Raw genomic sequence first — 18204 nt, forward strand, 5'->3', positions numbered from 1 at the left:
AGGGGGTCAGGGGAAGGCTTGGCGGGAGCGGGTGGTGAGGGTCAGGTATTCCTCGCGGGAGACCCGGTGCATCGCCAGCCCCAGCCCGTGGCGTTCGGTGAAGCGGTGGAGAGAGGCCGGGGGCCAGCGGCCGGGCAGGTGGAGCAGGGGGTTCCCCGCGGGGTCGAGGAGGAAGACGCCGCACAGGTCGTCGTGACGGTAGCGGAGGAGACTGCTGCCCGGTTCGACCGGAAGTTCGGTGATGACCCCCGAACGGCGGTACACCGACAACGTCCGGGACGACTTCATCCGCAGACACGGCCCTCCGGGCGGCCCCACGACAAGGCCCCGCCTCTCCTGCCACCGGTGCACCCCGCCCAGCACGGGCCGTACGACGAGCAACGCGGGACTGAAAGCCACCATCAGCCATTTGGCCTCGATCAGTTCCATCAGAAAACGTCCGAAGGCCGAGAAGCCGCGCCAGGCGACCCACATTCCGGTGACCCCCAGATACACCATCAACGCCAGCCCGGCGATTCCCGCGCACACCCCCAGCGCCAGGTTCCATCGGGCCGTCCGCGGCGCCGGGACTCCGCGGATGCGTTCCCAGCCGGGGGCGCGGGCGGCCAGGATCCGGCGCGCCCGCTCGGAGCTGTCGTCCCGGCCGTCCCGGAGCGGGATGCCGGCCTTGGCGGCGAAGTCCCGCAGCTGGGGTGGGTGCCAGTCGCCAGGCAGGTCCAGCAGGACGAGCCCGTCGGGGTCGAGGGCGGCGACCCCTTTCAGGAACCGCGACCTCTTCCCGGAACCGTCTGTCGAATAGTCGTAACGATAGAGCGACGCGGGCGACAGGGTCGTGGAACGGCCCCTGGCTACGTCGGTGACGGTCAAGGTGCGGCCGTCGGAGGTGAGACTGACTTTCGGGCAGCGGGCGCCTTTCATCGCGCCCGCGACGGGCAGAATTTGCGCGTTCACGAATTGTCCCCTTCATCCGGGGCCCCCTATGCCGGGTACGACGGATAAGGGCGTCATAAAGTTTCCGCCGGCGCGAAACTCAGATGAGGACCTTCACCACTCCGGTGAGCGCGAGCTGCACGAGCGCCAGCGGCACCAGTCCGGCCCAGGCGAGCTTCTGGAGCTGGTCCTCACGCAGCCGCGGATAGGTGACGCGCAGCCAGATCACCACGAACGCCAGCGCGAAGACCTTGATCAGGGTCCAGATCCAGCCGGGCAGGAACGGCCCGTGCCAGCCGCCCAGGAAGAGCACGGTGGTCAGAAGGGACAGGACGACGATCCCGGCGTACTCGGAGAGCATGAACAGGGCGAACCGCATGCCGGTGTACTCGGTCATCGGGCCCATGATGATCTCGGACTCGGCGATCGGCATGTCGAACGGCGGACGGCGCAGCTCGGCCAGCCCCGCCACGAAGAACACCACTCCGCCGATCGCCTGCCAGGGCAGCCACCACCACTGCCACGCCTCGACGATGCCGGGCATCGACAGCGTGCCCGCCGCCATCGCCACGGACGAGGCCGCCAGCACCAGCGGCAGCTCGTACGACATGAGCTGGGCGGCCGCCCGCATGCCGCCGAGCACCGAATACTTGTTGGCCGACGCCCACCCCGCCATGATCGCGCCGAGCACCCCGACGCCCATGACGGCGAGCACGAAGAACAGCCCGAGATCGAGGTCGACGGCGACCAGGCCGCGATCGAGCGGAATGACGATCAGGACGACCAGGTACGGGACCAGCGCCACGCCCGGCGCGATCATGAAGACGCGGCGGTCGGCCGCGGCCGGGATGACGTCCTCCTTCTGCATGAACTTCACGCCGTCGGCGATGAGCTGCGCCCAGCCGTGGAAGCCGCCGGCGTACATGGGGCCGAGCCTCGACTGCATGTGGGCCATGACCTTGTGCTCGGTCTGGCCGACGATCAGCGGCAGCACCAGGAACACGACGAGGATGACGACGAAGCTCAGCACCACTTCAAGCATCAGGCGGACCCCAATCGGCCGGTACTCCGGGCGGAAGCGTCTTGCGGCGGCTCGGGGCGCCGTGCCCTGACTCGCCCGGCTCCTTGGCGCCCGGCCACGGCTTGGCCACGCGGGCGGCCAGCACGAAGTCCTTGCGCAGCGGATGGCCCTCGAAGCCGTCGGGCAGGAGCAGCGGCACCAGGTACGGGTGCTCCTCGAAGATCACCCCGAACATCTCGTACGTCTCGCGCTCGTACCAGTTCGCCCCCCGGTAGACGCCGACGGCGGACGGCAGGCGCGGGTCGGCGCGCGGCACCCGGGTGCGCAGCAGCAGCCGCTCGCGGGCGTCCAGGTTGTAGACGTGGGCGACGACGACGAAGGCGTCGGGCGGCTCGTCCACGCCGGTCAGCCAGTCGAAGAAGGCGTGGCCGAGGTCGTCGCGCGCGAAGGTCAGCAGCTCGATCCAGTCGGCGGGGGCGACGTCGACCGTGGTCTCGCCGTAGGACTCGCTGATCTCGGCGCGCTCGCCGAAGCGGGCGGCGACGGCGGCGTTCACGCCTGGTCCTCGGAGCCGTGGGAGCGGGACCAGACGTAGCGGTCGCTCAGCTTCTCCCCCGCGATCTTCTCCTGGAGCTTCATGATCCCGTAGAGCAGCGCCTCGGGACGGGGAGGGCAGCCGGGCACGTAGACATCGACGGGGATGATCTGGTCGACGCCGTTGGTGACGCAGTAGGAGTCCCAGTAGGGACCGCCGGTGTTGGAGCAGGCGCCGAACGAGATCACGTACTTGGGATCGGGCATCTGCTCGTAGAGGCGCTTCACGGCGGGGGCCATCTTGTCGGTGACCGTGCCGGAGACGATCATCAGGTCGGCCTGACGGGGGCCGTTGGCGAACGGGATGACCCCGAACCGGATGAAGTCGTGCCTGCTCATGGAGGTCGCGATGAACTCGATGGCGCAGCAGGCCAGCCCGAAGTTGAACACCCACAGCGAATAGCGCCGCCCCCAGTTGAGCACGAACCGCATGGGTTTGGGCGCGAGCCTGGAGACAGGTCCGACGGTGGGCATCGGGAGATCCGTTGCTGCCATGTCGCCCATTCTTGCGCGAATCGCAGGTCAGGCAAAGGAATCATGTCTCTTGGTGGCGCCGAGCTCGGTGGCGAGCCGGTCGAACAGGGGGGCGAGTTCGGCCTCGATGGCCTCGTTCTCAATGTCGCGCAGCCTGATCAGGGGCCAGTCGTGAGGCAGCGAGCGGACGAACTCCACGCGCAGCGGGAGCGGTGGATGCGAGTCGTCGAGGCGGGCCTGTGCCATGGCCTCGATCCGGCGGCGCCGCTCGAGCTCGGAGTCGGGGACGGCGGCCTGCCGCTCACGCAGGTGCTCCCACACCGAAGGACCGAGCGCGGACGACATCCAGGCCAGTTCGTTCACATCGACGTCGGCGGTGGCGACGAGGTCAAGCATTGCTGCGGCGGCCGCGGAGGAGGCGATGCGGGCGGAGCGTTCGTCGGCGACGTACTCGGCCTGGCGGGCGGAGCGCATGGTGACGACCAGCAAGAGCAGACCCACCAGCCGGACGACGAGCCCGGCCACGCGCATCACGATGAGCAGCACCAGCGCCAGGACGCTGAGCACGCTCTGCGGCACGGCCTCCGCCACGTACTCCCCACCCCCGGCCGCGCCGCGCATCGCGCGGTGCACGGCGGCCAGCGCGCCGAGCGCCGTACGGGTGAACCGGTCGTGGCGGCTGTCGCCGTTGCTGGAATGGCTCAGCTCGTGCGCGAGCAGCGCCACCCGCTGCTGGGGTTCGAGCAGCGCCCAGAGGGGGGCGCCGATCGTGAGCACGCGTCTGCCGCTTGGGCCCACCTGTTCGAAGGACGCGTTGAAGACGGGGGTGACGACGACGAGGTCCACCCGGTCCGCCCCGATCTCCGCCCCGATCCTGTCCGTCAGGTCGTACAGGCGCGGCGCGGCGTGTCTGGTGAGCACGAGCGGCCCGCTCGGCACCCGGCCCAGACGCGGCCGCATCAGCCAGGCCACGAACAGCAGGAACGCGCCGAGCAGCACGCCGAGAACGTTCGGCCACGTGACGACCGTCCAGCCGGCCGTGACGATCGCGCTCGCCGCGATCAGGTGGATGAGCCCCGCGAACAGGTACGAGAGCGCCCGCGGGACTTTCCCCTTCGGTACGTCGGCGCCTCTTCTGAGCGTGTCGGCGTGCAGTCCGGCCGTCAGGCGGTCGGCGAGAGCCGCGCTGATCGAGCGCTTGCCCTGAGGGACGGGCAGATTCCATCCGCAGGACGGACACCAGGCGGGATACCGCTCATCATGCTCGATCGAAACGTCGCAGCGGGGACACGATCTTTGTCTCGGCACGACCGAGGACGGTGACAGATGACACATTCAGGGCGCCAGCACGTCCGGGTAACGATCGGCGGCCAGGAGCAGGGCTATGTCCAGGACAAGACCCGTTTGCGCCAGGCGTACAGGATGCCGAGGGCGATGAAGCCGAGGAACACGAACATCTCCACCAGTGTCGTCACCCCGTAGCCGGGCGCGTCGAAGATCGTGGCCCACGGGAAGAGGAAGACGGCGTCGACGGCAAAGACGACGTAGAGGTAGGTGAAGACGTAGTAGCGGACCTGCGACTGCGCCCAGCCGTCGCCGACGGGGTCGACGCCGCATTCGTACGTGGTCAGCTTCTCGGGGGTCGGCCTGGTGGGCCGCAGGAGCCGGTTGGCCATGAGAGCCCCGGCGACGATGGCGACACCGATCGCGAACAGCGCGGCGACCAGCACGTAGGACCCGAAGTAGCCCTCCATGACGTGATCGTAACCCAGTCAAACCTCAGACCCCATAACCCCAAGACGGGGCAAAAGCTAAGATCTCCCACATACCCTGACAGACATGCACCAAACGCGATTCTTTGCTGGAATCGCTCTGCTGGCCCTCTCGGCCGGGGGCTGCGGGCTGGCCGCCGCCGCACCCGAGCGGGACGTGCTGGTCCCGGCAGAGCCGACCGCGATCGACTTCGTCGACCCCGCGACAGTCGTCGGCCTGTCCACCGCGACCATCACCAACGAGGACGACGACCACAGCAGATACGTGCACATCAGCTACCCCGAACTGACCGACGCGCCGGGCCTGAACCGCGCGCTGCGCGCGGACGCCGAGCGGCAGCTGCGGGACTTCCGGGCCGCCAAGAGCGTCAACGGCGACTACCCGCGTCCCGAGCTGAACGTGGACTGGCAGCTCGCCGCCCGTTCCCCGGAGGCCGTCGCGGTTCGGCTGCGCACCGGCGAGTTCCTGGGCGCGAGCTGGGGCAACTCCACCCGTACCTTCTGGTTCGACCCGCGTACCGGCAAGGCGGGCGGGTCCACGGCGCTGCTGGGCGGGACGCAGGCGCTGGACCGGCTCGCGGTGCTGGTCAAGGAGCAGCTCAAGGGACGCGGGCCGCAGGTCGAGCGGGACGGCGTGCGGGCCGACCCCGGCCAGTTCGACTCCATGGCCTTCAACCGGAGCGGCGACCTGGTGGTCGAGTTCGACGACTGCCAGATCGGGCCGTGCTCGCTCGGCCGGGTCGCGGTGGCCGTCCAGGCGGGACGGGTCGCGCCGCTGCTGTCCGAGCTGGGACGCCGGGCCCAGGAGAGCGTGCGGGAGGCCGCCCGCAGCGCCCCTCCGGCCGGGCCGGCGACGACGCCGAAGACTGCGCCGGCGGCGAGCCCCGAGGCGTCCAGCAACCGGGCCGGGAGCGTGAACTGCGCCAGGACCAAGTGCGTGGCGCTGACGTTCGACGACGGGCCGGGGCCGCGGACCGGGCGGCTGCTCGACCTGCTGGCCGCCGGCAAGGCGCGGGCCACCTTCTTCACCGTCGGGACGAACGCCGTCGCGCAGCCGGGCCTGCTGCGCCGGATGAGCGCGGAAGGCCACCTGGTCGGCAACCACTCCTGGTCGCACCGGGACCTGTCGAAGCAGGCGACCAGCAAGATCGCCGACTCCTTCCGGCGTACCGACGACGCCGTCCGGGCGGCGATCGCGCAGGAGCCCACGCTGGCCCGCCCGCCGTACGGCGCGATCAGCAAGGACGTGCGCGACGTCGCCCGCGACCTGGGACTGTCGCTGGTCGGCTGGGACGTGAACTCCAGGGACGAGCCCGGCGCGACGGCGTCGGAGATCGCCGAGCGCGTCGTGCGCAAGGCCCATCCGGGCGCGATCATCCTGATGCACGACACCAACCCCGAGTCGATCGACGCGATTCCGGGCATCCTGAAAGAACTCAGCGGGAAGGGTTACACCTTCGTGACCGTTCCAGAGTTGTACGGCTCCGCAGCGATGCGCGCCGGACGCCTGTACGAGTCGGGGAACCAGCAGTCGCGTAAGCAGCCCCTGACGTAGCACACGTGTTGGGGGGACGTATCATTGGCGCTCGTGACCCGAACCGTCCTCTTCGCACGCCTGCATGTAGACCTCTGCAGGCTCGCGTCAGGGCTGTGTCGTCGTTCTCCCGCCTCACCCTGACTTCCGACCGCGTTACCCGCTTTCGCGGCTGGCAAACGCGTGACCTTCCGAGGATCTAGCATGGAAACAGAGAACGCGCCCAACGCAACCGCGCCTTGGCGCGTCGAGGAGGACTGAGCTGTGACGAAGCAGGTCCAGCAACTCGACCGCGTGATCATCAGGTTCGCCGGCGACTCCGGCGACGGCATGCAGCTCACCGGCGACCGCTTCACCGCGGGGACGGCGGAGTTCGGCAACGACCTGTCGACGCTGCCCAACTTCCCCGCCGAGATCCGCGCCCCCGCAGGAACCCTGCCCGGCGTGTCGAGCTTCCAGCTCCACTTCGCCGACCACGACATCCTGACGCCCGGCGACGCGCCCAACGTGCTCGTGGCCATGAACCCGGCGGCGCTGAAGGCCAACCTCGGCGACCTGCCGCGCGGCGCCGACATCATCGCCAACACCGACGAGTTCTCCAAGCGCAACCTGCAGAAGGTCGGCTACGCGGCCAACCCGCTGGAGGACGACTCCCTGAGCGAGTGGCGCGTGCACGCGGTGCCGCTGACCTCGCTGACGGTCAAGGCGCTCGAAGGCTTCGAGATCTCGAAGAAGGACGCCGAGCGCGCCAAGAACATGTTCGCCCTCGGCCTGCTGTCGTGGCTCTACCACCGGCCGACCGAGCAGACGATCTCGTTCCTGCAGCAGAAGTTCGCCAAGAAGCCCGACATCGCCAAGGCGAACATCGCGGCCTTCCAGGCGGGCTGGAACTACGGCGAGACGACCGAGTCGTTCTCGGTCTCCTACGAGGTCAAGCCGGCCAGGCTGGCTCCCGGCGTCTATCGCAACATCTCCGGGAACCAGGCCCTCGCCTACGGGCTGATCGCGGCCAGCGTGCAGTCGAAGCTGCCGCTGTTCCTGGGCTCGTACCCGATCACGCCGGCCAGCGACATCCTGCACGAGTTGTCCAAGCACAAGCGGTTCGGCATCCGCACCTTCCAGGCGGAGGACGAGATCGCGGGCGTCGGCGCGGCGCTGGGGGCCGCGTTCGGCGGGGCGCTGGGCGTGACCACCACCTCCGGCCCCGGCGTGGCGCTGAAGGCGGAGACGGTCGGCCTCGCGGTCACCACCGAGCTGCCGTTGATCATCGTTGACGTCCAGCGCGCCGGTCCCAGCACGGGCATGCCGACCAAGACCGAGCAGACCGACCTGCTGATGGCCATGTTCGGCCGCAACGGCGAGTCGCCGGTGCCGATCGTCGCGCCGCTCTCGCCGAGCGACTGCTTCGACGCGGCCGTCGAGGCGGCCCGCATCGCGGTCAAGTACCGCACGCCGGTCATGTTGCTCTCGGACGGCTACCTGGCCAACGGCTCGGAGCCGTGGCGCCTGCCCGAAGTTTCCGACTTGCCCGACATTTCGCAGGAATTCACGACCGAGCCCAACGGTGAGGGCGGCGAGTTCCTGCCGTTCAAGCGTGACACCGAGACGCTGGCCCGCCCCTGGGCCATCCCCGGCACCCCCGGCCTCGAACACCGCATCGGCGGCATCGAGAAGGCCGACGGCACCGGCAACATCTCCTACGACCCGGACAACCACGACCTGATGGTCCGCACCCGGGCCTCCAAGATCGCCGGGATCGACGTGCCCGACCTCGCGGTCGACGACCCCGACGGCGACGCCAAGGTCCTGGTCATCGGCTGGGGCTCGACGTACGGGCCGATCGCGGCGGCCGTGCGGCGCATCCGGCGCGAGGGCGGCAAGGTCGCCCAGGCGCACCTGCGCCACCTCAACCCGCTGCCGGCCAACACCGGCGAGGTGCTCAAGAGCTACGACAAGGTGCTGCTGCCCGAGATCAACCTCGGCCAGCTCGCGCTGCTGCTGCGGGCCCGCTACCTCGTCGACGTGATCAGCTACAACCGCGTGCGCGGGCTCCCGTTCAAGGCCGAGGAGCTGGCCGGAGTCATTCAGGACGTGATCGACAGTGACTGAGCTGGTGAACGGGAAGGGCCTGAGCCTGGTTCCCAAGACCGACGTCAAGCAGGGGCTGAAGGACTTCAAGTCCGACCAGGAGGTGCGCTGGTGCCCGGGTTGCGGCGACTACGCGATCCTGGCGGCCGTGCAGAGCTTCCTGCCCGAGCTGGGGCTGCGGCGCGAGAACATCGTGTTCGTCTCCGGCATCGGCTGCTCCTCGCGCTTCCCGTACTACCTCAACACCTACGGCTTCCACTCGATCCACGGCCGCGCGCCCGCGATCGCGACCGGCCTGGCCGCCTCGCGGCCCGACCTGTCGGTGTGGGTGATCACCGGTGACGGCGACGCGCTGTCCATCGGCGGCAACCACCTGATCCACGCGCTGCGCCGCAACGTCAACCTGAACATCCTGCTGTTCAACAACAGGATCTACGGTCTGACCAAGGGCCAGTACTCGCCCACCTCCGAGGTTGGCAAGATCACCAAGTCGACCCCGATGGGCTCGCTGGACAAGCCGTTCAACCCGATCTCGCTGGCCATCGGCGCCGAGGCGTCGTTCGTGGCCCGCACGATCGACTCCGACCGCAAGCACCTGCAGTCGGTGCTGCGCGAGGCCACGGCCCACCGCGGCACGTCGCTGGTGGAGATCTACCAGAACTGCAACATCTTCAACGACAACGCCTTCGAGCAGCTCAAGGACCCGGCGGTGCGCGACGACATCACGCTGCGCCTGGAGCACGGCCAGCCGATCGTGAGCGCGTCCAAGGCCGTCGTGCGCGGCGCGAACGGCGGCATCGAGGTCGTCGCCAGGGACGGCGTGAGCGAGGAGCAGATCCTCGTGCACGACGCCCACAACCCCGACCCGTCGGTGGCCTTCGCCCTCAGCAGGCTCGACGAGCCGGCCTTCGAGCACGTGCCGATCGGCATCTTCCGCCAGGTCGACCGCCCGGCCTACGACGTGCTCATGGCCGACCAGCTGGAGGAGGCCGTGGCGCAGAAGGGCCCCGGCGACCTGAGCGAGCTGCTCATGGGTGGAGACACCTGGCGCATCGGCTAGTTCGTGTATTAGATGGAGCCGTCGGCCCGACGGCTCCATCTTCCACGGAGGTCAATCCACGATGTCGTATTGGCCTGAGGCCGTGGTGCTGGTGACGGGTGCGGCCGGGTTCATCGGATCGCACCTGGCCGCGCGCTTACGCGTGCTCGGCGCGCAGGTGCACGCGGTCAGCCGGCGGCCACAGCAGGCCCGCCACGGGGAGATCTGGCACCAGGCCCGGCTCGACGACGCCGGCGACACCGCGCGGCTGTTCCGGTCGGTACGCCCGAACCTGCTGTTCCACCTCGCCGGCGAGGTCACCGGGTCGCGCGGCGACGAGGTCGTCCTGGCCACGCTGGAGAGCAACGTCGTGGGCGCGGTCAACGTGTTGTCGGCCGCGCGCGAGCACGGCGTCCGGACCGTGTTCACCGGCTCGATCGAGGAGCCGCGGCCGGGCAACGACCATGCGCCGCCCTCGTCGGCGTACGCGATGTCCAAGTGGGCCGCCACCGGCTACGCGCGGCTCTACCACCGGCTCTGGGACCTTCCCGTCACCGTGCTGCGTCCCAGCATGGTCTACGGCCCGGCCCAGCCCGACACCACCAAGCTCGTGCCGTACGTGACGCTCAGCCTGCTGCGCGGCGAACGTCCCCGGCTGACCAGGGGCGCCAAGCTCGCCGACTGGATCTACGTGGACGACGTCGTCGACGCGTTCGTGCTGGCGGGCGAGTCCGACAAGGCGGTCGGCCACACGCTCGACGTCGGCACCGGCGTACGGACCGCCGCCCACGAGGTCGTCGAGCGGCTCTACCGCATCACGGGCGCGGACACGCGGCCCGAGTTCGGCGCCGCGCCCGACCGTCCGCACGACATCACGCAGGTCGCCGACATCGTCCCGGCGGCGGACCGGCTCGGCTGGCGCCCTGCCACGGAATTGGACGAAGGGTTGCGCCGGACGGTCAATTGGTATGCATCCCAAGAATGTCACGAAGAAAGGCCCTCTTAGCCGGACAGGCGAAATTCTGCGAGCATGGGGCTACTTATTCCGGCCGGAGGAGTTGCCTTTATGAGCCGCCTGAACGCCCTGCGCAGTCGTTTCGTGGACGCTCCCGACTCGCTGGGAGCCAAGGCGCGGGCACGCAGGTGGCAATGGTTCGCCGCCCGTTTCCCCGACCTCGACCGGATGAACGTCCTCGACCTCGGCGGCACGGCCGGGGCCTGGATGCGCGCCCCGGTCAGGCCCGCGCACGTGCACATCGTCAACCTCGAACAGCCGCCCGCCGACCTGCCGTCCTGGCTGCGGGCCGACGTCGCCGACGCCTGCGACCTGCCGCCCGCGATCCGCGGCAGCCGCTACGACCTGGTCTTCTCCAACGCCGTCATCGAGCACGTCGGCGGACATCAGCGCCGGCAGCGGTTCGCCGACACCGTGCACGAGATGGCCGATCGCCACTGGGTGCAGACGCCCTACCGGTACTTCCCGGTCGAACCGCACTTCCTGTTCCCCGGCTTCCAGTTCCTGCCGCTCGCCGCGCGGACGACGATCCTGCGCCGCTGGCCGCTCGTCCACACGCCGACCTCCGACCGGGACGCCGCCCGGATGATCGCCATGGAGGTCGAGCTGCTGAGCGTGACCGAGATGCGGCACTACTTCCCCAAGTCGCGGCTGCGCTTCGAGCGGCTGGCCGGGCTGGTGAAGTCGGTCATCGCGGTCCGCAGCTGAGGCCCAGGCTCGCCGGGGTCAGTCCGTGCCCATGATGGTCGCGCCGCCGCCCTCCCAGGAGTTGCCCTTCCAGACGTTGCCCGGCCCGTTCGCGTCCCAGTACGACACCGGGCCGGCGTAGCCGCCCTTCGGCCAGACCTTGCGGCTGAAGACGTTGTCGATCACCTTGATGTTGGACGACAGGCCCTTCCGTCCGGCGCCCGCGTACAGCGACCAGCCGCCGCCGGCCAGGAAGTTGCCCTGGACGGTGACGTTCCTGGTGACGCCGAAGTCCTGGAAGAGGGCGATGGCGCCGGTCTGGTCGAGCGTGTTGATCACCGTGTTGTGCCGGATGACCAGCTCGGTGCCGGGGGCGGCGGTGCCGGTGGACATGATCATGTCGGTGTGGTCGCCGGAGTAGTACTTCGGGTCGTGCACGTAGGAGTCCTCGACCAGCCCCTGGTCGGTGAGGATGCCGTTGGAGATCGTGTGGATGTCCACCCGGCGGATCGTGACCAGCTTGCCCTGGTTGAGGATGCCGAACTGGGTGCGCACCTTGCCGTTGCCGAAGATCTCGCTGTCCTCGACCTTCAGGCCGGAGAAGCCCTCGCGCTGGAGGATGCCCCAGTAGTCGCTCTGGCCGCGGACGCGGGTGTTGCGGATGGTCACGTTGTCGGCCTCGACGGTGATGTCACCGGTGACGTCCCAGCCGTCGATGACCTTGCCGTCCTCCTTGATGACGATCGAGCCGGTCTTCTTGACCAGGTCGGTGCCGTCGGGGACGCCGGTGTTGCCCGCCCCGGGCCAGCCGCCGCCGCCGGGGGGCGGGGTGGAGGTGGGGGTTTTGGTGGGGGTCTGGGTCGGCGTCTGGGGCGGGGTCTGGGGCGGGGTCTTGGTGGCCGTGGGGGTCGCCGTATGGGTCGCCGTCGGAGTGCCGGTGGGCGTCTTGGTGGGCGTCGGGGTCGGCGACTCGGTGGGCGGCGTGCCCGTGGGGGTCGGGGTCGGGGTGGGCGTGGCCGTGACGGTCGGCGTGGCGGGAGGACTCACCGTGGGCGTCGTCGTGGGCGTCGTCGTGGGCGTCATCGTGGGCGTCCCGGGTGGGGTGCCCGGTGGGGTGCCGGGCAGGGTGCCGGTCGGCGTCGGGCGGTGTGTCGGCCGGTGGGTGGGACGGCGCGTCGGGCGCGCGGTCGGCTGCCTCGTGGGCCGCCTGGGCCACCACCTGGGCTCCTGGCTTCGGGTCCTGGTGGGCCGGGGCTTGTGGGTGGTGGGACGCGGCTGGGCCCGCCGGCCGGCGGCGGCCTGCGGCGAGGCCGCGCTGCTCGCCCCACTGGCCTCCGTCAGGACGGCCCGGGGGTCCAGTACATCGGAGACGACGAGGCCGTACCCGCCGGCCAGCAGCGCCACCACGGAGACCCCGGCCAGGGATAACCAGCCGGTACGTCTCTTCCCTCTTCGATGCCGCGACACAGGCGACTCCTTCCGATCGTGGCCGAGTCCGAGTCCCCCAAGGGGAGAGAGTAGCCATGCCGAAAGAAGAAGTGGTGCCTTTTACCGAAATAAACTCGTTATCCTCCAAATTCACAACAAGCTCATGTTTCTCATCTATTGCGGCAAATCCGACAGAGAGGCGTCATCCCGGCGTCACCGTGCCGCCGTTTTCCCAGGTGTTCCCCTGCCACCGATTTCCGGGCCCGTCCTTATCCCAATATGAAACCGGCCCCGCCGCTCCGCCCTTGGGCCAGACGCGGCGGCTGAAGACGTTCCCGATCACCTTGATGTTGGACGACTTCCCCTTCACCCCGGCCCCGGCGTACAGCGACCAGCCGCCGCCGGCCAGCAGGTTGCCCTCGACCGTCACGTCCTTGACCACGCCGAAGTCCTGGAAGAGGGCGATGGCGCCGGTCTGGTCGAGGGTGTTGATCACCGTGTTGCGCCGGATGACCAGCTCGGTGCCGGGCGCGGGCGGCCCGGTGGACATGATCATGTCGGTGTGGTCGCCGGAGTAGTACTTCGGGTCGTGCACGTAGGAGTCCTCGACCAGGCCCTGCTGGGTCAGGATGCCGTTGGAGATGGTGTGGACGTCCACCCGGCGGATCGTGATCAGTTTGCCCTGGTTGAGGATGCCGAACTGGGTGCGCGCCCTGCCGTTGCCGAAGATCTCGGTGTCCTCGACCGTCAGGCCGGTGCGTCCCTCGCGCTGGAGGATGCCCCACCAGCCCTTGGTGCCGCGCACCCGCGTGTTGCGGATGACCACGTCGTCGGCCTCGACCGTGATGTAGCCGGTCACCTCGACGCCGTCGATCACCGTGCCGTTCCTGGTCACCCGGATCGATCCTGATTTGCGCAGCGCCATCCCCTCGGGCACGCCGGTGTTGTGCGCGCCCGGCCAGCCCTGCTCGGCCGGCTTCGACGACGGCGGCGTGCCCGGCCTGGACGTGGCCGCGGCGGGCGACCGGGTGACCTCGGGCCCGCCGGGGGACCCGGTGCAGCCGCCCAGCAGCACGACCAGGACCGCGACGAGGCACCAGGCCCCTCGGACGTACGGCCTCACTCGCCCTTGGTCCTCCGGCCGCCGACGAGGTCGGCCAGCGCGGGCGGCGTCCAGCGTTTGGCGACCTGGCGCAGGTTGCTCTTCCACGCCTCGCCCGGCCGCTGCTTGAACAGCGTGGTGTGGTCGTCGGTGACCTCGTCGTCGGGTCTGCCGTTGGAGTAGTAGTAGAGCGCCATCGAGCGGCGGGCCCGGTCGTCCGGGCAGGTGAGCGGGTCGGGGTGGCCGTGGTTGGCGTCGTCGGTCGTGGCGAACAGCACGAAGCGGTTGAAGACCGGGAGGATCTTGCCCTCGCACTCGGTCATGTCCTTGTTCCACAGCTGCAGGTGGCCGCCGTAGCTCTCCTGCCAGTCCTTGTTGAGGTAGAGCAGGCCGTTGAGCCGGCGGTCGAGGTTGAGCCGGCGGCTGCGGTTGAAGTCGGCGTGCACCTTCAGGAAGCCGCCGGGCCGGATCTGGTGCAGGCCGCCGCCCTCGAAGTGCGGGTCGGAGACCAGTTGCGTGATGCCGGTCAGCCGCTCCAGGAACTCGACGAACACGCCGCTGTTGAACTCGGCCAGCAGGCGCCGGGTGGCCGGCCCCATGCGCTCGGTGTCGGCCAGCGCCAGCTTCACCTCGCGCGCGCTGTCGAACCGCTGCCAGGTGGCGTCGCGCGGCTCGGGGAACTCGTCGAGGACGGGCTCCAGCACCTCGGGCGGCAGGAAGTCGTCGATGACGACGTGACGGAACGGCGAGGCGGTACGGAACTGCTCGGAGTACTTGTCCGCCAGCGGGAACAGCTCGTCCCGGTGGAAGGTGAAAGCCTGCAGATCCTGCATGGAATGTGTCTCCGTCTCCTACGACACCCGGCCCCTACCTCCTCATCGCCTCATCAGTGCCTTCTGTTACCTGTAACGATCCATTCCCGGCCGCCGATGGCGACATGTGACGCCCGGCTCTCCCCGAGTCGCGATCGTGATCGTGACCTACAACAGCGCGCCGGTCCTCGGCGGTTGCCTGGCCTCCCTGCCCGAGGGCGCGAAGGGGGTCCGGCTCACCGACGTCGTCGTGGCCGACAACGCCTCCAAGGACGACTCGCTCGCCATCGCCGAACAGGCCGCCGGCCTGCCCGTACGGCCCCTTCAGGTGGGCCGGAACGCCGGGTACGCCGCGGCGATCAACGCCGGGGTCGCCTCGCTCGACCTGGACGACCTCGACGCGGTGCTCGTCCTGAACCCGGACTGCCGCCTGCGTCCCGGCGCGCTGGCCGTGCTGGCCGCGGCCCTCGACCGGCCCGGCATCGGCATCGCGGTCCCCCGGCTGGTCAGCACCGAGGGGGTACTCCACCACTCGCTGCGCCGCACGCCCGCGGTACGCCGCGCGCTGGCCGAGTCGCTGGTCGGCGGCCGATTGGCGGGCCGGATCGGCACGCTGGGCGAGATGGTCGTCGATCCGGCCCGTTACGAACGTCCCGGGCCGGCCGACTGGGCCACCGGCGCCGCCATGCTCGTCTCGGCCACGGCGCTGGCCCTGCTCGGCCCCTGGGACGAGTCCTTCCTGCTCTACAGCGAGGAGACCGAGTACGCGCTGCGCGCCGCGGACGCCGGCTGGACCCTCTGGTACGAGCCGGCCGCCGTGGTCGAGCACATCGGCGGCGAGGCCAAGACCAGCCCGATGCTGGCCGCGCTGCTCACCGTCAACCGCGTCCGGCTGTTCCGGCGGCGCCGGGGCCGGGTCGCGACCGCGGGCTTCTACCTGGCGGTGCTGCTCGGCGAGGCGATGCGGGCGGCGGCCGGGCGGCGTACGGCCAGGGCCTCGGTCGTGGCCCTGCTCAGGCCGTCCCGCCGCCTGCGGGCCCTGCCGGGCTGAACCGCGGGCCCTCGCACAGGAGCCGCGGGCCCTCGCACAGGAGCCGCGGGCCCTTCCACAGGAGCCGCGGGCCCTTCCACAGGAGAGGAACACGATGAGAGTCGAGCGACTGGGGCTCGAAGGCGCGCTGCTGTTCGTGCCGACGCCGAGCCACGACGACCGCGGCCTGTTCACCAGGACCTTCGACGCCGTGATCGCCGCCGAGCACGGGCTGGACCACACGGCGTTCGTCCAGGACAGCCAGTCGCGCTCGCGGCTCGGCACGATCAGGGGCATGCACGGCCGGTCGGGGCGCGGCGAGGCCAAGCTGGTGCGCGCGGCCCGCGGCGCGGTGCTGGACGTCCTGGTGGACGCGCGGCCCGGGTCGCCGACGTTCGGCTCGCACGTCGCCGTCCGGCTCGACGACGTGACCTTCGCCAACCTGTACGTGCCGCCGGGCGTGCTGCACGGCTACCAGGCGCTGACCGAGCAGGCCGACGTCTGCTACCGCATCGACAGGGAGCACGACCCGGCCGAGGACCTGGCCGTCCGCTACGACGACCCCGACCTCGCGCTGCCGTGGCCGTTGCCGGTGACCGCGATCAGCGAGCGCGACAGGTCGGCGGGCTCGTGGAAGGAGCTCAGGGCCGTCCTGGCCGCCTGATCGCGGCGTTCGAACCGCATCAGCGCCCCGGCCGCGCCGACGAGCAGGAACAGCACGCTGGTGATGCCGGGGAAGGACAGCAGGTCGAAGGTGGCCGCGCCGAGCAGCGGGATCACCAGGCAGGCGGCGATGGTCAGGCCGAGGTTGCGCACGTTCGGGTCGGTGCTCATCCGGCGCACCCGCAGGGCGACGACGATCCCGCACCCGATCACGCCGACGAACCCGAGCACGCCGACCACCCCGGTCTCCACCAGGGACAGCAGGTACTGGTTGTCGAACACCTGGTGCTTGAAGGGGTACCAGGTGCCGAGGCCGCGGCCGAAGAACGGGCTCTTGGCGAACTCCCGCATCGCGAAGGGGTAGTCGTGGGTGCGGTAGATGACGCTGCTGTCCTCGCCCGCGCCGGCGAACAGGTTGTAGAACGTGCCGATCAGGCCCGGCGCCAGCACCTTCATGAAGCCCAGGAACACCACGAACGCGCCGATGGTGACGATCCGCCGCCGGTTGGACCAGCCGAGCAGCAGGATCAGCCCGGCCCCGGCCAGGCCGAGCACGGCCGTCCTGGAGACCGAGAACATCAGGCCGGCCGCGATGACGGCCGCGCAGATCCACCAGCGGGTCGCGGCCTGGCCCCGGCTGCGCGCCTGGAAGCCGAGGTGGGCGGCCAGCGGCAGCAGCATCGCCGACAGCGCGCCGAACTCGATCGGGTGGCCGAGCGTGCCGGCGACCCTGCGCAGGTCGGACCGGGAGATCACGGTCGGCACCTCCTCGACCGAGGAGTGGCGCAGGCCCGGGACGCGCATGTACTCGGTCAGGTCGAAGTCCAGCCGGAACTGCAGCAACGCGACGATCGCGGCGAACGTGCCGCCGATGACGACCGCCTTGAGCACGAAGTCGAGGCGCTCGCGGCTGCCGATCCCGTCGCACATCACCAGCAGCAGGCTCGCGTACCCCAGGTACAGCACCAGCGTGTGGTCGGCGAGGTTGAGCTCGTCGGAGGGCAGGTAGCGGTAGGTCGTGTAACCGTAGACGGCCAGCAGGAGCATGCCGTAGACGAAGATCGAGGTGCGGACGGGGTTGCCGCCCTTGGCGACGCCGGTCGTGCCGACCATCTGGGCGCACACCCACACCACGCCCATGAACAGGGCCATGATCTCGGCGGGGGTGAGCGAGAGCGGCAGCCCGGCGACCGCCAGGCGGGCCGGCAGGATCAGCAGGAACAGCACGAACAGGCAGGCCAGGGTGGCGCCGTCGGCGCGCCGCGGCAGGACGGTGCCGGTCATCCTTCGTGTCCCGCAGACGTCCTGGCGCCGTTGGCGAGCGCGGGCTCGAACAGCACGGGACCGCCCCAGGCCCGGCGGCGTGAACGGCGGTGCCGGGCGAAGCTCTCGACGGCGAAGGCGGCGAACAGGCTCATGAAGAACGCCAGCGCGCCGGTGATGACGGCGCTGCGCATGCGGCTGCCCTTCTTCTCGTCGGGCGCGGTCGGCGGCACCACGACGGTGGCGGTCACGTACGTGGTGGGCGGCGCCTTGACCTGCTGCTGCCGGGCCCGCAGCTCCTTCTGGGCCAGGGCGGTGACCTTCACGACGATGCCGTGGGCCAGCTCGGCGGTCGGCGCCTCACAGATGATCACGATGAACGGGGTGGCGGGCATCAGCTCGGGGTTGGTGCCACCGCTGGTGATCTTGAGGGTGACGTCGCCGCCGATGGGCGCGCCGAGCGCGGCGGCCGTCTGGGGCGTGTTGAGCGCCTGGATGAGGATCGAGGAGGTCATGCTGAGCCCCTGGTCGAAGGAGACCAGGGGGTTGGTGCGCGGATTGGGGAACTTGGGGTCGCTGGGCACGCTGCCGCCGGTCACCGGCAGGGTCAGCACGAGCGCCGAACTGGAGATGAAGGTCTTGGGCGCGACGGCGAAGACGCCGAGGGCCGTCACGACCGTGAGCAGGAACGCGGGGACCGTCACGTACCAGCGCTTGAACAGGATCTTCGCCGTCGCCCAGAAGTCCATGGC

The 18204-nt window shown here is 70.0% G+C and carries 19 protein-coding genes; 8 read left to right on the top strand and 11 right to left on the bottom strand.

The genetic code is table 11. The features are described 5' to 3' along the window. Positions 1 to 6: 6 nt before the first annotated feature. From AB0C33_RS20265 to ndhC, 6 genes are all read right to left on the bottom strand, one after another. Entirely contained in the window at positions 7 to 951 is a 945-nt protein-coding gene (locus AB0C33_RS20265; protein ID WP_358290012.1) for a hypothetical protein, read from the bottom strand. Positions 952 to 1030: 79 nt separating this feature from the next. Beyond that, positions 1031 to 1972, bottom strand: a complete 942-nt coding sequence (nuoH, locus tag AB0C33_RS20270; protein WP_358290014.1) for an NADH-quinone oxidoreductase subunit NuoH — start codon at positions 1970 to 1972, stop codon at positions 1031 to 1033. After that, entirely contained in the window at positions 1965 to 2507 is a 543-nt protein-coding gene (locus AB0C33_RS20275; RefSeq protein WP_357994090.1) for an NADH-quinone oxidoreductase subunit C, read from the bottom strand. Before AB0C33_RS20275 ends, nuoH begins: the two co-directional genes overlap by 8 nt. Continuing rightward, complete coding sequence (locus AB0C33_RS20280) at positions 2504 to 2977, bottom strand: NADH-quinone oxidoreductase subunit B family protein (RefSeq protein ID WP_352322499.1); 474 nt, start codon at positions 2975 to 2977, stop codon at positions 2504 to 2506. Before AB0C33_RS20280 ends, AB0C33_RS20275 begins: the two co-directional genes overlap by 4 nt. 90 nt (positions 2978 to 3067) lie before the next feature. Continuing rightward, positions 3068 to 4327 carry a M48 family metallopeptidase gene (locus AB0C33_RS20285; RefSeq protein ID WP_358290016.1) on the bottom strand — a complete coding sequence of 420 codons (1260 nt, stop codon included), beginning with the start codon at positions 4325 to 4327 and terminating at the stop codon, positions 3068 to 3070. Between the two features lie 74 nt (positions 4328 to 4401). Continuing rightward, positions 4402 to 4773, bottom strand: coding sequence for an NADH-quinone oxidoreductase subunit A (gene ndhC, locus AB0C33_RS20290; protein ID WP_358290019.1), 372 nt, complete (start codon positions 4771 to 4773; stop codon positions 4402 to 4404). A gap of 85 nt (positions 4774 to 4858) precedes the next feature. Between ndhC and AB0C33_RS20295 the strand changes: the two genes are divergently transcribed. The 6 genes from AB0C33_RS20295 to AB0C33_RS20320 all read left to right on the top strand — a co-directional run bounded on the left by AB0C33_RS20295 (position 4859) and on the right by AB0C33_RS20320 (position 11175). Then, complete coding sequence (locus AB0C33_RS20295) at positions 4859 to 6346, top strand: polysaccharide deacetylase family protein (protein WP_358290022.1); 1488 nt, start codon at positions 4859 to 4861, stop codon at positions 6344 to 6346. 33 nt (positions 6347 to 6379) lie between these two features. Beyond that, a complete protein-coding gene (locus AB0C33_RS20300; RefSeq protein WP_352322479.1) occupies positions 6380 to 6469 on the top strand; it encodes a putative leader peptide in 90 nt (29 codons plus the stop codon). Between the two features lie 120 nt (positions 6470 to 6589). Continuing rightward, positions 6590 to 8434, top strand: a complete 1845-nt coding sequence (locus AB0C33_RS20305; RefSeq protein WP_358290025.1) for a 2-oxoacid:acceptor oxidoreductase subunit alpha — start codon at positions 6590 to 6592, stop codon at positions 8432 to 8434. Beyond that, positions 8427 to 9473 (top strand): 2-oxoacid:ferredoxin oxidoreductase subunit beta, encoded by a 1047-nt coding sequence (locus AB0C33_RS20310; RefSeq protein WP_358290028.1) that lies wholly within the window; start codon positions 8427 to 8429, stop codon positions 9471 to 9473. Before AB0C33_RS20305 ends, AB0C33_RS20310 begins: the two co-directional genes overlap by 8 nt. A 61-nt stretch (positions 9474 to 9534) precedes the next feature. Then, the gene (locus AB0C33_RS20315; RefSeq protein WP_358290030.1) at positions 9535 to 10458 is read left to right on the top strand and encodes an NAD-dependent epimerase/dehydratase family protein; all 924 of its coding nucleotides are present in this window, start codon (positions 9535 to 9537) and stop codon (positions 10456 to 10458) included. A 60-nt stretch (positions 10459 to 10518) separates the two neighbouring features. Then, on the top strand, positions 10519 to 11175 hold the full coding sequence (locus AB0C33_RS20320; RefSeq protein ID WP_358290033.1) for a class I SAM-dependent methyltransferase: 657 nt from the start codon (positions 10519 to 10521) through the stop codon (positions 11173 to 11175). 18 nt (positions 11176 to 11193) lie between these two features. On the opposite strand, the gene AB0C33_RS20325 is transcribed toward AB0C33_RS20320, so the two are convergent. The 3 genes from AB0C33_RS20325 to AB0C33_RS20335 all read right to left on the bottom strand — a co-directional run bounded on the left by AB0C33_RS20325 (position 11194) and on the right by AB0C33_RS20335 (position 14517). Further along, positions 11194 to 12621 (bottom strand): hypothetical protein, encoded by a 1428-nt coding sequence (locus AB0C33_RS20325; protein WP_358290036.1) that lies wholly within the window; start codon positions 12619 to 12621, stop codon positions 11194 to 11196. Between the two features lie 163 nt (positions 12622 to 12784). Further along, positions 12785 to 13705, bottom strand: coding sequence for a hypothetical protein (locus AB0C33_RS20330; RefSeq protein WP_358290038.1), 921 nt, complete (start codon positions 13703 to 13705; stop codon positions 12785 to 12787). Further along, positions 13702 to 14517 carry a 2OG-Fe(II) oxygenase gene (locus AB0C33_RS20335; RefSeq protein ID WP_358290041.1) on the bottom strand — a complete coding sequence of 272 codons (816 nt, stop codon included), beginning with the start codon at positions 14515 to 14517 and terminating at the stop codon, positions 13702 to 13704. The genes AB0C33_RS20330 and AB0C33_RS20335 overlap by 4 nt, the downstream gene beginning before the upstream one ends. Positions 14518 to 14623: 106 nt before the next feature. Here AB0C33_RS20335 and AB0C33_RS20340 point away from each other — a divergent pair, with 106 nt between their 5' ends. After that, positions 14624 to 15547 (top strand): glycosyltransferase family 2 protein, encoded by a 924-nt coding sequence (locus AB0C33_RS20340; protein ID WP_358290044.1) that lies wholly within the window; start codon positions 14624 to 14626, stop codon positions 15545 to 15547. A gap of 94 nt (positions 15548 to 15641) precedes the next feature. Beyond that, positions 15642 to 16190, top strand: coding sequence for a dTDP-4-dehydrorhamnose 3,5-epimerase (gene rfbC, locus AB0C33_RS20345; protein WP_358290047.1), 549 nt, complete (start codon positions 15642 to 15644; stop codon positions 16188 to 16190). On the opposite strand, the gene AB0C33_RS20350 is transcribed toward rfbC, so the two are convergent. After that, entirely contained in the window at positions 16079 to 17473 is a 1395-nt protein-coding gene (locus AB0C33_RS20350) for an O-antigen ligase family protein (protein ID WP_358290050.1), read from the bottom strand. The two genes, rfbC and AB0C33_RS20350, sit on opposite strands and share 112 nt — an antisense overlap. Continuing rightward, complete coding sequence (locus tag AB0C33_RS20355) at positions 17470 to 18201, bottom strand: hypothetical protein (RefSeq protein ID WP_358290053.1); 732 nt, start codon at positions 18199 to 18201, stop codon at positions 17470 to 17472. The genes AB0C33_RS20350 and AB0C33_RS20355 overlap by 4 nt, the downstream gene beginning before the upstream one ends. Positions 18202 to 18204 lie beyond the last annotated feature (3 nt).

The sequence above is a fragment of the Nonomuraea sp. NPDC048881 genome, assembly GCF_040649795.1.
Taxonomy (GTDB): Bacteria; Actinomycetota; Actinomycetes; order Streptosporangiales; family Streptosporangiaceae; genus Nonomuraea.

Excerpts from the sequence above, each read along its gene's own strand:
- nuoH (WP_358290014.1), bottom strand. The coding sequence starts at position 1,972 with ATGCTTGAAGTGGTGCTGAGCTTCGTCGTCATCCTCGTCGTGTTCCTG.
- AB0C33_RS20280 (WP_352322499.1), bottom strand. The coding sequence starts at position 2,977 with ATGCGGTTCGTGCTCAACTGGGGGCGGCGCTATTCGCTGTGGGTGTTC.
- ndhC (WP_358290019.1), bottom strand. The coding sequence starts at position 4,773 with ATGGAGGGCTACTTCGGGTCCTACGTGCTGGTCGCCGCGCTGTTCGCG.
- AB0C33_RS20295 (WP_358290022.1), top strand. The coding sequence starts at position 4,859 with ATGCACCAAACGCGATTCTTTGCTGGAATCGCTCTGCTGGCCCTCTCG.
- AB0C33_RS20315 (WP_358290030.1), top strand. The coding sequence starts at position 9,535 with ATGTCGTATTGGCCTGAGGCCGTGGTGCTGGTGACGGGTGCGGCCGGG.
- AB0C33_RS20320 (WP_358290033.1), top strand. The coding sequence starts at position 10,519 with ATGAGCCGCCTGAACGCCCTGCGCAGTCGTTTCGTGGACGCTCCCGAC.
- AB0C33_RS20335 (WP_358290041.1), bottom strand. The coding sequence starts at position 14,517 with ATGCAGGATCTGCAGGCTTTCACCTTCCACCGGGACGAGCTGTTCCCG.
- rfbC (WP_358290047.1), top strand. The coding sequence starts at position 15,642 with ATGAGAGTCGAGCGACTGGGGCTCGAAGGCGCGCTGCTGTTCGTGCCG.
- AB0C33_RS20350 (WP_358290050.1), bottom strand. The coding sequence starts at position 17,473 with ATGACCGGCACCGTCCTGCCGCGGCGCGCCGACGGCGCCACCCTGGCC.
- AB0C33_RS20355 (WP_358290053.1), bottom strand. The coding sequence starts at position 18,201 with ATGGACTTCTGGGCGACGGCGAAGATCCTGTTCAAGCGCTGGTACGTG.